The organism is Pseudomonas sp. NPDC087639, from assembly GCF_044743385.1.
Taxonomy (GTDB): domain Bacteria; phylum Pseudomonadota; class Gammaproteobacteria; order Pseudomonadales; family Pseudomonadaceae; genus Aquipseudomonas.
The window spans coordinates 24,482-37,400 of record NZ_JBIUWI010000008.1 but is presented as its reverse complement, the minus strand read 5'-3'; the positions used below and the strand labels follow the sequence as shown (position 1 = coordinate 37,400).

The following is a 12,919-nucleotide window of genomic DNA, read 5'->3' as shown; positions in this document are numbered from 1 at the left end:
TGTTCACTCCTGATGACGATGCGTCGCGCGGCCGAACGCCGGCGCGGCAGAACATCAAAAGGGCGGTCATGAAGCGCTCCAACTCAGAGCGAATAGCGTTTGTCCTGGCAGCTCGAAGCGCACACGGCCGTCCTGGCAGTGAAAAGGCGCGTCGCGGCTGCGGTTGTCGGCGCCGAAGTAACGCAACGCGCCGTTGTTCAGCGGGCACTTGGCACCGCTCAGATCGACACGCTGTAAACGCGTGCCTTTGTTTACGCCGAGCAGCTCACGCTGCTCCTCGCCGGCCATCGCCAGCACATCGACTTCAAACGCATCGTTTTCCAGCCACAACACTTGATGCAGCCAGTGTTGCGCAATGAACTGCTGGGCCAGCCCCACCGGTTTCAGTTCGAAGCGATTTTCGTCGGCCGACACCCGCAACATGCCCTTGGGGTACTGCGGCTCATCGGCGGCCTGAAACCAGTTGAGCATGCTCAGCAAGCCGTCCTGCGAGGCGTTGATCACCACCGAGGCCCACCATAGCGACGCGTAGTGGGTTTCCTGATCGTAGGGGCTGAGGCTGGAGCCGCTGGACATATTGGTCTGATCGAGCAGCAGCGTTTTGCGCGGTTGGCCCTGGCCATCGAGGCCGACCAGTTCAGCAGCACGACGCACGCTGTCGCGGTAGACGCGGGTGGCGAGCAGATCGCGGATCATCCATTCGTGCCACGCCAGCGCATCGACTTGATTAACGGACTCCGCGAGCAAGCGCCGCGCCCAATCGATGCCGCGTTTGTCGGCCGCATTGTTGGCGAACGGGCCATTGACCAGCCGCGAACTGGCCGGCATGGCGATGCGCACGCCTGCCTTGGCGTTGGCTGGGTCGCTGCGCACCTGCCGCGCCATGCTGCTGAAGATCGCCCGGTATTGTTCGTAGCTTGAATAGTTGAGATTAGGCTCGTCGGCGAAACCGATGTAATGCGTGCCTTTGCCACCCAGGGCGCGGGTGCCGGCGAGCCAGGCGTCGAGGCCGCTGTTGCTTTGCACATCGGCGCGCAGATCAGCCTGACGCTGACTGCCGGCGAGCAGGGTGATGTCGTGCTTGATGCCGAAACGATCCTGATAAAACTGGCGGAACGCGTCTTCGAAATGCGGTTCCTTCGCCGTGACATCGACAAAGCTGTAGTAACTCGCCGCTGTCGGTTTCAGCGCATCGAGCGCGGCGTGACTGGCTGGCGGCGGCATCACATAGGGCAGGGCGATACCCAGATCCGGCGTGCGCCCGAGGACTTTGTCGTGCAGGGTCAAACGCGTCTGACCGGCGTCTTCGCGTACGGCTTTGAGTTGCTGCGGATTCTGCGCAAACAGATTGGCCGTGCCGTCGAGCCAGAACGCCGCTTTACCGCTGCCTTGCACGCGCATGCGCCAGACTTGTTCACGGTCGCTGACTGGCAGCGCGACCTTATCGAATTGCCAATAGGCCCGATAGGGTTTCAGCGCCAGCGTCAACGATTGCCCATCAGCTGCACGCTGCGCCTGCAACGCGGTGACGCCACCGTGAAATTTGCCGGCGAGCACCGCGCGCTCGCCCGGCGCGACTCTGAAAAACAGCTCGTCGCCGTGACGGGTATCGACGCTGAAATGCACCTTGGCCGGGGCGAACAAGGCGATCGTACGTTCGTCATGTTCGACCCGGTAATTGCGGAAGCTGTAGCCGGGGATTTCCAGTCGATAACTGGCTGCGCCGGGCACCAGTGGCCAGCTCTGGCTGCCACGAATTTCGTCGGCTTTGATAAACCGCTCACCCTGCAACTTGCCCTGACCGTCGAGCAAGTACAGATGCTCTTCGTTGGCATCCGCCTGCCATGCCGGCGTCCAGCGCACGGTCACTGTGTCCGGGCGATCGGTTTGCAGATACAGGCTCCCGTCGCGGATCTCGCCCCAACGCATCGACGCTGCAAACGCGTCCAGCGACAGACCGAGGCCGAAGAACAGGACCAGGCCTTTCATGCGGCCTTCCGACGTTGCAGCATCAGCCACATCGGGGTGATGTCGCTGGGCAGGATGATCAGGGTTTGCCAGAACGGTACGCCACTCAGGCGGCAGTACAACACCAGCATCGCCAAGGTGACGGCGAGATAAGCAATCGACGAAGCGGCTGCGGCGCCGACGATCCCGTAGGCGGGAATCAACACCAGGTTCAGTGCCAGATTGAGCAGGGCGCCGAGGCCCATCAGCATGGACACCGTGCCGGGACGATTTTTGCCGATCAAGTCCAGGCGCAGGATGCTCGCGTAGCACAAGCCCAACAGCCCCGGCAGCAAGGCGAGCAGCGCCGGATAGGCCGGTTGGTAAGCAGCGCCGAACAGCGTGACGATCAGCCATTCGCCGATCACCGCCATGGTCAGGCAGGCACCGAGCATCACCGTGGCGGTCAGGCGCAACGCCAGCGGGGTGACCTTGTCCATGCCTGCGTCCTGCTGCAACAGGCGCTTCATCAGCGGCGTGGTCACCGCTTCCGGGACGATCAGCAGCAGTTCGGCGGCGGCGCTGGCCATGGCGTAATGGCCCAGCGCGGTGCTGCCGAGCAGGGCGCCGATAAACAGGTAGTCCGAACGCAGAATCACTTGCTGGAACAGCAGATCCGGATGGCTGCGCGCACTGAAGCGCAGCAGTTCTTTCTGGCTGGCACGATCCCATTGCAGTTGCAGCGGCTGCGCGCGTTTGAGCCAGACCCAACCGACCAGTACCACCAGACTTATCCCGGCCAGCCAACTGATCAGCGCCGCTTCCAGGGCGGCGCTTTTCCACATCCAGAACAAGCCGAGAAACAGCAGCAGTGGCGCCAGCGATTCCACCAGACGCAAGACGTTGAACGCGACCACGCCGCCGGAGGCGTTGTGCAAGGTCAGCAGACCGCTTTTGAGCACCGTCATCGGCACCGCCAGCAGCAACAGCCACGCGAGCAGCCCGAGTTGCATCGTCACATCCAGTTCACTGCCAAACTCACGCGCCAGCGCCACCACCAGCAAGGTCAGCAAAGCGGCGAGCAAACACCCGAACACCAACACCTGGCTGAGCAACAAGCCCATCGGCCGCTGCTTGGCGGCTTGATAGCCGACCGCCGAATTCAAGCCGCCGCTGGTGGCGGCACTGATCAAGTCCGGCAGGGTGCTGAGCAGGGCAAACAAACCACGTTCGCTCGGCCCGAGGATCCGCGCCAGCAGCACGTTGCGCAGCAAACGCAGGGCAATCATCGCCAGTTTGGTGCCCATGCTCAGGGCGAGGTGCTTGAGGTAGTTGCCTCGACTCATGGCCGCGCCCCGCGAAAAATCCGCCACGACAGCAACTGCGGATTGCGCGCGGTACGTTGACTGACCCCGAAACGCGGCAGGTTCAGCGGATCGCCTTCACCGCGATAAATGCCGGTGCCGGTGCCCAGCGCAAACGGATAATCGTGATCGGCAATCTGCTTGCGCACGCGCTCGTCGTTGTCGCCGTTGGGGTAGCAATACACCGGCAGCGGCCGGTTGCAGCCGTTTTGCAGGGCATGGCGGCTACGGCTGATTTCTTCGTCCAAACGCACGTCATCAAGACCGGTGAGGATCGCGTGACTGGCGCCGTGCGGGCCGAACCGCACCAGACCGGACGCCTCCAGTGCGCGCACCTGATGCCAGTCCAGGGCTTGCGGTTGTGATTCCGGTGGGCACTCATCGGTCAGACGTTCAAGTTCTCGTGGCGCCAGCGTCTTCAGCCCTTGCAGGTAATGCAGCATCGACAGGCTGCGTCGATCGACATCAATGTCATCCACCAGCACGGGCACCGGATGACCGCTGGCGTGCAGGCATTCGATCAAGTGCATACGCGCCTTGTCGCCATGGCTGCCCCACAGGGTTTCGCCCAGGCTTTCCCACCAGAAGCGCTGCCGACTGCCGATGAAGTCGGTGGAGAGAAAAATGCTCGCTGGCACCTGATGTTTTTGCAGCAACGGGAAGGCGTTGACCGCGTTGTCGCGCCAGCCGTCATCGAAGGTCAGCGCCACCCGTGGGCGCTCGCTGCGCAGGGAGTTGGGCTGGAGGATTTCCATCAGCGGCACGCAGTCGAAGTGTCGGCGCAACCACACGAGCAAATGCTCGAAGGCTTTGGGCCCGACGCACAATTCGTTGCGGTGCGGCAGGTCGGCTGCGCGGTCGTTGGCCAGCACCCGGTGCAACATCAGGATCACGCCGGCGCCTTGCAATTGATTACGCCCCACGTGCGAGTTCAGATAGAGCCAGCCACTGGTGCGTTTTAGCAGTTGTTTGATCGCCATGGCTTCGGTCCTCTTAACGGTTCTGTTCAGGATTCCACTGGGCATACCGCTGGCCGCGCAAGAACTGCCAGAGGCCGATGCTCATGCCCGCCAGTGTCACCAGCAGAAAGGCTGCGAGACGAAACGGTTTGGGCAAGCGGTGTTGCGAATCCAGCAGTCCGGCGATCGCCACGGCGTAACCGAACAGTTGCGCGATCAGGCTCAGGCGATAGAAACCATGCTCGTTCCACAGCCAGAAGTTGCTCAGCAGCAACGGCAGCAGGAGGATCGGCGCCAGACGGCGGATCAGTTTGTGGCTGATCAGCGCGAGCGAATACAGGCCGTGTTTGAGTGGGTTGAGCAACTCGCTGCGCTGGGCCAGGCTTTGCAGGCCACCGACGGTGACACGTTGACGACGGCGGAACTGTTTATCCGCCTCGTCTACACCGTGGTCGATCACCTGCGCCTCGGGCACGTAGACGATGCGTTTGTGCGCCACTGGCGCGCAGGTGCTGATAAAGAAATCGTCGTTCACTTCGGCCGGGACGTTCTGGAACAGCTCGCGGCGCAGGGCGAGCAGGGCCCCGTCGGCGGAGACCATGCAGCCGGTGCGATTTTCCACCCGGCGCAGCCAGCCTTCGTAATGGCGATAGAGGCTGTCGCCGACGCTCAAGCCGCCGCCTGTGACGGGAATCACCATGTGCCCGGCACAGGCACCGACCTGCGGATCGCTAAACGGCGCGAGCAAGTGGCCGAGGGTGTCGCGCGACCATTGGTTGTCGGCGTCGGTGAACACCAGAATGTCGCCGCTGCTCAGCGCCACGCCGGCATTCAAAGTGGCGGCTTTGCCCTGGCGCGGCAGGTCGAGCACAGTGATGCGCGGATCGACAACTTTGTGCGCGCACGCCACGGTGTCATCGCTCGAGCCGTCGCTGGCGAGAATGATTTGCAGCGTCGCCGGTTGATAATCCTGGGCCAGCAGAGTGCGCAACTTGTGCTCGATATGCCGCGCCTCGTTGTGCGCGGCAATCACGATGCTGATGTTCAGCGGCGGCGCCGGGGTGTGGCGCCAAGCCGGAAACAGCGGCGCCAAGATCGTCAGTAGCAGCGGATAACCGATATAGGCGTACACCGGCAACAACAGGCACATCCAGAACATGAATTCAGCCACGGGCGGGCCTCCTGGCGTTCCAATGACACAGACTGAGAATGAACGCGGCACCGGCCAGATGCAGACGCAGCCAATGCAAGCCCCACAGTTGCAGGGTCAGGCCGACATCGCGATGTTTGATGCTCTGGCGAATGCTCAGCACCAGGCCCGGTAACAAGGTCAACATCACCATGATCGCGGCGTGATGCGGGAAGCCGTCGAGCAGTGCAGAAATCGCCAGAAAATCCAGAATCCACACCGCGATCGACAGTATCGGAAAACGTAGCAGACGCAGGCTGTAACCGTGAGTACGCAACAGTTGCAGATGACTGCCCTGACGCCACATTTCCTTACCCATCCACTCGCGCCAGTTCATTTCGTAACCCCAGTGCAGGGCGACGTTGTTGTTGATCGACAGCAGCACCGCACCGTGTTGGCGCAGGCGCAGGGTGAACTCTTTGTCTTCGCCGGTGCGCAGGCTTTCGTTGAAACCGCCGACCTTGTCGAACCAGCGTTGGCGCATCAGCAGGTTGGAGCTCGGCAGCCAGTCCACTCCATGTGAGGTCTGCGAGGACACGCGCAAGGTGCGGCGCTGCCACGCGGTGGCGTACCAAGGCGCTTCGGCAGGGGTGTGCAGATCCAGGCCGAACACGTCGGCCTGAGCACTGGCCTCCAGATCGAACAGCGGCTTCAGCCAGTCTTCCGGCATTTCGATATCGGCGTCGATAAACGCCAGCCATTCACCCGTGGCGATGGCCGTACCGCGATTGCGCAGGGCGCCAATCAACAGGCCGGGCATGACCAGCACGTGAGCGCCGAACTGCCGGGCAATCTGTGGGCCGTCATCGCTGGAGCCGTTGTCGACCACGATCAGCTCGCATTCGAGATTGGCCGCATGCGCCGCTTTTTGCGCGGCCAGCAGGGTGCGGCCAATGTGCCGGGCTTCGTTGAACATCGGGAGGACGATACTGATCCGGCTCATGCCTTGGCCTCCGTCAATGGGGCTTGCTCGGCTTTGAGGCGCAGGACGCTGGTCAGCGCGAGCATGATCCACACGTATTTCTGGTTCGGTGCGCTGAGGAACATCAGGAACAGGGTCAGCGACAGAAAACTCACACCCAAGTGGGTCATCAAGTCGGCCTGTTGCCAATCGCGTCGTAGCATCCACGCTGCCCGCGCGCGGATCAGGTTGTACAACCCGAGGCCGAGCATGCAGACAAACAACAGGCCGGCCGGAACGCCGATCTCACTGAAGATTTCCAGGTAGGTGTTGTGGGCGCGGCGGTACAGGTCGCCGATCTTGCGGTTGGCGGAAAACGCCTTGGCGTAACCGGTGGTGGCGTAGTGCAGCGGGAAGGTGCCCGGGCCGGAACCGAGCAGCGGGTTCTCGCGGATCATCTGGCTGCCAACCACGATGTACGAAGCGCGGCGACCAAGGGACTCGTCCTGCGCCTTGGAGCCGGCGCTGAGGATACTCAGCGACTGGATGCGCGCCATGTAGCCGGCGGGCATCGCATAAATGGCCAACGGAATCACGATTGCCGCGCCAAGCATGGCGAAGCCTAAATGCCGAGGACGAATCCGCGTCAGTTGGGAGCGGTAATGCCAGCAGCCGATCAACAGACTCAAGGCCACCACCACCAGCCCCGAGCGCGATTCGGTCTTCGTCATGCCACCGAGTAACAGAATGCAGCAGCCGCCCCAGAACAACCGATGCAACAGGTTCGGGCTGCGGATCACCAGCAGCAGCGCCAGCGGAATGGCGAAGGCGATCAGCATGGCAAAAGCGTTAGGGTCTTCGAGCAACCCGGCGGCACGGCCCTGATCCTGGAACTTTGCCGAGAACATGGCCATGGCGCAGGTGGTGCTGATGGCCAGAGTCGCCAGTCGGGCGAACAGATCAAGGTTCAGTTCGCGACCGATCAGCAGGGTGATGACAAACAGCACCAGGCCGACACTCAGTTCGCGCAGGTGCCCGAGCGACATGCCCATGTCATCGGTATTGAACAGGCTCAGGAAGTACAGAACCATGAACCAGATCAAGTAACGCCAGATATTGCTGCGCAGGCGCTCCGAGGGCATCTGGTGCAGAGCCAGTTGCAACATCAGGATCACTGCCAGCGAAGCGCCGAGGAGTTTGCTTCCAGACAGAAGACTGTCCTTGAAGAAACCTTCGAACGGCACCAGCGCAACGATACCGAGCAGGCCCCAGGTCGGCTTGCGATACAACACCGCGAAACCCACCAGGCCCAGCACCGCTCCCGGCGCCAGATAAGGATAAGGGCTGGCCAGCAAAGCGATGCAGACCAGACCGAGCAAACTGACGATCGAGAGCGGGAAAATCATGCGCGTGCCTCCCGTGCCGTGCGGATGTACAGCTGCGACCAGCGTTCGGCCAACGCCTTGAGGTCGTAGCGATCCTGTTGCGTGCGTTTTGCGTTGTCGCGCAGTTGCCGCCCCAGTTTCGGTTCGTTCAACAGCGCGTCGAGCTGGCGGGCGAGGGCAGCACTGTCGGCCGGTTCGGCGAGTAACCCGTTGTGCCGGTGTTCCAGCACATCGGGAATCCCGCCAACACCGAACGCCACCACTGGCACACCGGCCTGCATCGCCTCCAGCAAAATCATCGGCGTGCCCTCAGTGCGCGAGCTGATCACCAGCGCATCGAGTTGCTGCCACCAGGGTTGCATCGCGATCTGATAACCGGGCAAGCGAATCCGTTGCTTCAAGCCGGCGCCGTCGATACGCGCCTGCAATGCCTCGTGTTCCGGGCCGTCGCCGAGCATCACAGCGTCCAATTGCGGATGCTGATGACACAGTGGAATCAGCGCATCAAGAAACAGATCCGGGCCTTTCTCGCTACTGAGCCGACCGACATATCCGGCGAGCCAGCGTGGCCGATCAGTGTTGTGGACCATCTGCGCAGGGGCGGCCGGCAAACCATTGGGGATCACCTGCAACTTCTCCGCCCGGACACTGGCCTGACGGTGCAACACGGCGATGCTTTCCGCCACGCAGACCACCCGGTTTACCGAAGCAGTGCGGCACAGTTGCAGGCTGAGCCAGGTGTAGAACTTTTGCTTGCGGCTACGCGGGGTGAACCCGTGTTGGGTGATCACCAGCGGCAGGCGCAACAGCGTTGCGCCTGCCCAACCGAACAGCAGCCCTTTGAAGTTGTGCGTGTTGATCAGCGGCTGCTCGTGTTGCCGTTGACGCAAGTGCCGCAGCAATTCACCCAGCCCGGCACAGCCCTGGCAGTCCACCCCGGCCTCGCGAAAGCGCGCGATCAGTTCTGGCGGCGCGTCGAGAAACAGCACCTGATGCTGCCCCGGCGTCGCCAGACAATGATCCAGCAACATCCGCTCGGCTCCATAGAACCCGCCGCTGCTGAGCAAATGAATGATCGGCAGCGCGGCGTTCGGGGTAGGCGCGGTGTTCAATTGCGCACCCAGTGCAAGAAGCTTGGCACCGTCCAGTTCTTGTGTGGATTGCTCGGCAGCACGTTTTGGTCGTTGATCACCAACAGCACCGGAATGCCCAGTTCGTGGCTGATTTGTGCCGGATGTTTGAAGCGATGATCGAAGAACTCACGCACGTAGACGAAAGCGATCGCCAGCAGCAGACCGGTGAGCATGCCGAACGGGATAATCAGCCCCGGCTTGGGAAACGCCGCTTCGGTCGGTTCGAACGGCGGGCTCAATACCCGGGCGTTGGACAGATCATCGTTTAGCGCACCGGTTGTACTGCTTTCGGCAAAGCGCTGAGCGTAGGTCGAGAACGCGGCATGCAAGGCGTCGATTTCGGTGTCCATCTGCCGCAGCTTGCTCTGGGTTTGCTGCAGGTCGCGGATGCGCGCCTTGAACTCGGTGATGCGCGCGGTTTTCTGATCGATCACCTGTTGCACCACTGCCAGATCGTTGGTGCGTTCCTGAATGCGATTGCTCACCACTTTGAGGAATTGCTGACGGGTGCGGGCGATCTGCTCGCGGGTCAACAGCATCGGTTCGCTGCTGGGCTGGAAGACGGCGAGGTCATTCATATAGCGGCTGACCTGGGTGGTCAGTTGCTCGCCCATCTGTTTGATTTCCCGATCCTCGAACGCCACGTTGTCCACTGTGGTGGTGAAGGTGAAGGGGAAGGTGTAATCGTTGAGTTTGCTGGTGCTGGCGGCGGTCATCGCGGTTTTCAGGTATTCGAGCCAGCGCTGACTTTGCAGCAGGCGGTCGCGATACAGGTTCAGCGCTTGCTCTTCGGTGTTGATCGCGTTCAAACGGAAGGTGATTTCTTCCTTCGGATCGGACGCGCCGACACTCTCCAGCAGGGCCTGACGGTTGCCTTCCAAGCCATCGAGGCGCACTTGATAGAGGTGCTTCTTCGATTCATAGAAGGACTGTGGCAGGTCGATCGATTGCAGCGCCTGGCGGCTGAACAGGTAGTTTTGCAGCAGAGCGGAGACAAACGTCGTGCCTTGATGCGGGTCAGGGAAGCTGTAGATGATCGAGATCACGTTGGAGCCGGGCAGGGTCTCGATTTTCAGGCTGTCGATGGCTTGCTGGGTCAACGCATCAAGCGCCGTGTCACGCACCGGATCGGTTTCCAGCCCGAGCATGTTGCGCGTCGGGTTGATCACGTATTGGCGCAGCGGCGAACTGATGTAGCGCTTGAACGGCTCGCTCACCAGTTTGCTGAAGATGCCCGGCGAAGGCGTGTATTCGCCTTTGTCGCGCAATTCGCTGATGGTCTGGCGGATCAGTGCTGGCGAACGGAGGATATTGCTCTCGGTTTCCATGTCCGCCAGTGAAGGTGGAATGAAAGTGGCGTTGTCCACCGTCAGCGACGTGGTGGCGTCACCCTGGGAGAGTTTTTTCGACTGCACGATCACTTGCGCGGTGATATCGAAGCTCTGTTTGAGCAACAGGGGCAGCAGCAGGGCGATGACTGCAAAGGTCAGGAAGACGCGCTTCACCAGTTGCTTGTTGGCGAAGAAAATCCTGAAGAACTCATGCAGGTAGTTTTCCTTTGGGTTCATGGTCGGTCACCTGAGAGTTAGTTATCACTGTCTTTGTTGTCGACGCGGTAGCCGAAGCTGAAACCGACGCCCTGGAACAACACCACGTCGGCCAATTGCCGGGCGAGTTCGCCGGCGCTGGCCAGTTTGGTTTTCGGTACGAAGAGCATGTCGTCCGGTTGCAGATACGCGATCTGCGAAGCATCGCCGGAAAGGGCTTTCTCTACGTCGTAATGCACGGCCTGCACCTGATTGCCGTTGCGACGCATGATCACCACCGAGTCCAGCCGCGCCTTGACGTTGGTTCCGCGCGCCAAGGTCAGCGCTTCAAGCACCGAGACCGGCCGGCGAATCGGGTAGGAGCCTGGCTGACCGACTTCACCGAGCACGTAAATCTCGTTGCCGGCGGTGGATTTGAGCAGCACATCCACAGTCATCCGACCAGGCAGTTTTGCGTACCTCTGGTTAAGGAAGGTTTCCAGTTGATTGACGGTCATGCCTTGCAGCGGCACGGCACCGATCTCGGGGAAACTGGCGTAGCCGTCAGTGCCCACAGTGATCTCGCGGCTCATGCCGGTGGCTGGGTGATTCAGCGCGTTTTTCAGGTTTTGTTCGTTGGTCAGCGGGCTGATGATCTGCACGGTCAACTGATTGCGGTTGGGCTGGAACAGTTGTTTGCGCTGATACGCACGCTGGATTTCCTCACGCGCTTGCTCGCTGGTCAGCCCGGCGATTTTCACCGAGGTGTTGGCGCCCGGCAGTTCGATGGTGCCGTCCGGCAGCACCAGTTGGTTGCCGTTGAGCTGGCTGGCGGCGGTGAAGTTCAGACCGATCTGATCACCCGACTGCACGCGATAAGCGTCCGAGCCGCTGGTGCTGATGTGGAAAATCACGTCAAGCACATCCTGTGGGCGCAGGGTCTGCTCGATCTTCGGCATGTCGGTCGCCTGGGCGTTGGCCGGGGCGGCGGTGAGGATATTCACCGGCATGGTCTGGGTTTCGGAGGTGCTTGAGCAGCCCGCGAGCGGCAGCATCAGCAGCACAAGAATCTTGGCGTTCATGGCGTCATCCTTTGCGTTCGCTTACAGGTTTTTGTAAAGCCATTTAGGCATGTAGTACTTGCGCCGGTTGAACACGCTACCGACCACTTTTGCCCCGGCCTGAGTCAGGCGTTGCACGGCGGCCTGGGCGACTTCCCAGCGGGTGTCTTCGGCGCGAACGACAAACACCACGCCATCCACCTGAGTACTGATGACCAGCGTGTCGGCGGCGGAGTACACCGCGTCGCCATCGATCACCACGAAGCGGTACTGGCTGCCCAACTGGTCGAGCAACGGACTCAAACGCTCGGCGGTCAGGTGTTCCATGGTGCGGATCGGCCGGCCATTGGGCAGTACGTGAAATGGCAGGCTCGACACCTGCACCACGCAGTCTTGCAGCAGTGGTGGGTTATCCGGATTGAACAGCAAGTCACGCAGACCGCGCTCTTTGCTCAGGTTCAACTGCTGGGTGAGATTGCTCGCCGACTGGCTGGCGTCGACCAGCAGCACTTGGCCGCTGCTCATTTGCGCCAGTTGACTGGCCAGCGCCAAAGCGCTGGTGGTGGTGCCGGCACCGGGGTTGGCGGCGGTCAGGAACAGGATCCGCAGATCAAGATCCAGCACGGTCGACGTCAGGTTCGATTCGCTGGGGTTGGCAATGCTCAGGCTTTTGTTGGTTGAACCGTCCATTAGCTTGCTCCGTGGCCGCTGAATACTTTGAAGGGGGTTTTCAACAGGATCTTCAGATCAAGCAAAAGGCTTTGCTCGGCGATGTAGCTGAGGTCCAACTCAACGCGCTGGTCGAAGTCGATGTTGCTGCGTCCGGAGATCTGCCAAAGGCCGGTCATGCCGGGGTAGATAGCCAGACGTGCGAGGTGGTTGTCCTTGTAGCGGTAAGCGTTGAACGAGGTCGGGCGGGGGCCGACCAGACGCATGTCACCGGTCACCACGTTGATCAGGTTGGGCAGTTCGTCGAGGCTGGTGCGCCGTAAAAAACTGCCGATGCCGGTGATGCGTGGGTCCTTGTCGATTTTGAAGTCGATGGCGTCGACCCCGTGCTTGTTGAGGTGACGCAGCGACTCTTTCAGCTCTTCGGCGTTGGCGACCATGGTGCGAAATTTGTACATGCCGAACTTGCGACCGCGGTAGCCGGTGCGTTTCTGCACGAACATCACCGGCCCTTGGCTGGTGAATTTGATGATCAGTGCCAGGCCAATCAACAGCGGCGAAATCAACAGCAGAATCGTCAGTGCGCCGAAGCAGGCCACCACCCGATTGGTACGCGACAGTTGCCATGGCCGACCGCCATCGCGACCGGTGAACCAGCCGCGGCCCTGGCGGTGAATCGCCGCATCGAGGCGCATTCGGTGCTCGGGGTCGACGCGCTTGTCACGACGCATCTCTTGGATCGGCACACCTTTTTCATGTCCAGTCATGGAGTCCTCCACATAAAT

General features: G+C 61.2%; 11 protein-coding genes. All 11 read right to left on the bottom strand.

Annotation, left to right across the window (positions count from 1 at the left end; genetic code table 11):
• Window positions 1-66 precede the first annotated feature (66 nt).
• From ACIOVB_RS05905 to ACIOVB_RS05855, 11 genes are read right to left on the bottom strand one after another with little or no spacing between them, the layout of a single operon-like run.
• A complete protein-coding gene (locus ACIOVB_RS05905; RefSeq protein WP_401265740.1) occupies window positions 67-1,989 on the bottom strand; it encodes a hypothetical protein in 1,923 nt (640 codons plus the stop codon).
• A complete protein-coding gene (locus ACIOVB_RS05900) occupies window positions 1,986-3,293 on the bottom strand; it encodes an oligosaccharide flippase family protein (protein WP_401265739.1) in 1,308 nt (435 codons plus the stop codon). Before ACIOVB_RS05900 ends, ACIOVB_RS05905 begins: the two co-directional genes overlap by 4 nt.
• Window positions 3,290-4,291, bottom strand: coding sequence for a polysaccharide deacetylase family protein (locus ACIOVB_RS05895; RefSeq protein ID WP_401265736.1), 1,002 nt, complete (start codon window positions 4,289-4,291; stop codon window positions 3,290-3,292). Before ACIOVB_RS05895 ends, ACIOVB_RS05900 begins: the two co-directional genes overlap by 4 nt.
• A gap of 13 nt (window positions 4,292-4,304) precedes the next feature.
• Entirely contained in the window at window positions 4,305-5,441 is a 1,137-nt protein-coding gene (locus ACIOVB_RS05890; protein WP_401265733.1) for a glycosyltransferase family 2 protein, read from the bottom strand.
• The gene (locus ACIOVB_RS05885) at window positions 5,434-6,402 is read right to left on the bottom strand and encodes a glycosyltransferase (protein WP_401265732.1); all 969 of its coding nucleotides are present in this window, start codon (window positions 6,400-6,402) and stop codon (window positions 5,434-5,436) included. The genes ACIOVB_RS05890 and ACIOVB_RS05885 overlap by 8 nt, the downstream gene beginning before the upstream one ends.
• On the bottom strand, window positions 6,399-7,766 hold the full coding sequence (locus ACIOVB_RS05880; protein ID WP_401265730.1) for an O-antigen ligase family protein: 1,368 nt from the start codon (window positions 7,764-7,766) through the stop codon (window positions 6,399-6,401). Before ACIOVB_RS05880 ends, ACIOVB_RS05885 begins: the two co-directional genes overlap by 4 nt.
• Complete coding sequence (locus tag ACIOVB_RS05875) at window positions 7,763-8,857, bottom strand: glycosyltransferase family 4 protein (protein WP_401265727.1); 1,095 nt, start codon at window positions 8,855-8,857, stop codon at window positions 7,763-7,765. The genes ACIOVB_RS05880 and ACIOVB_RS05875 overlap by 4 nt, the downstream gene beginning before the upstream one ends.
• The gene (locus ACIOVB_RS05870) at window positions 8,854-10,446 is read right to left on the bottom strand and encodes a GumC family protein (RefSeq protein WP_401265725.1); all 1,593 of its coding nucleotides are present in this window, start codon (window positions 10,444-10,446) and stop codon (window positions 8,854-8,856) included. The genes ACIOVB_RS05875 and ACIOVB_RS05870 overlap by 4 nt, the downstream gene beginning before the upstream one ends.
• 17 nt (window positions 10,447-10,463) lie before the next feature.
• Window positions 10,464-11,486 (bottom strand): polysaccharide biosynthesis/export family protein, encoded by a 1,023-nt coding sequence (locus ACIOVB_RS05865; protein ID WP_187677041.1) that lies wholly within the window; start codon window positions 11,484-11,486, stop codon window positions 10,464-10,466.
• A gap of 21 nt (window positions 11,487-11,507) precedes the next feature.
• Window positions 11,508-12,155, bottom strand: a complete 648-nt coding sequence (locus ACIOVB_RS05860) for a CpsD/CapB family tyrosine-protein kinase (protein WP_008084477.1) — start codon at window positions 12,153-12,155, stop codon at window positions 11,508-11,510.
• Window positions 12,155-12,901, bottom strand: coding sequence for a sugar transferase (locus ACIOVB_RS05855; protein ID WP_401265723.1), 747 nt, complete (start codon window positions 12,899-12,901; stop codon window positions 12,155-12,157). Before ACIOVB_RS05855 ends, ACIOVB_RS05860 begins: the two co-directional genes overlap by 1 nt.
• Between the last annotated feature and the right edge of the window lie 18 nt (window positions 12,902-12,919).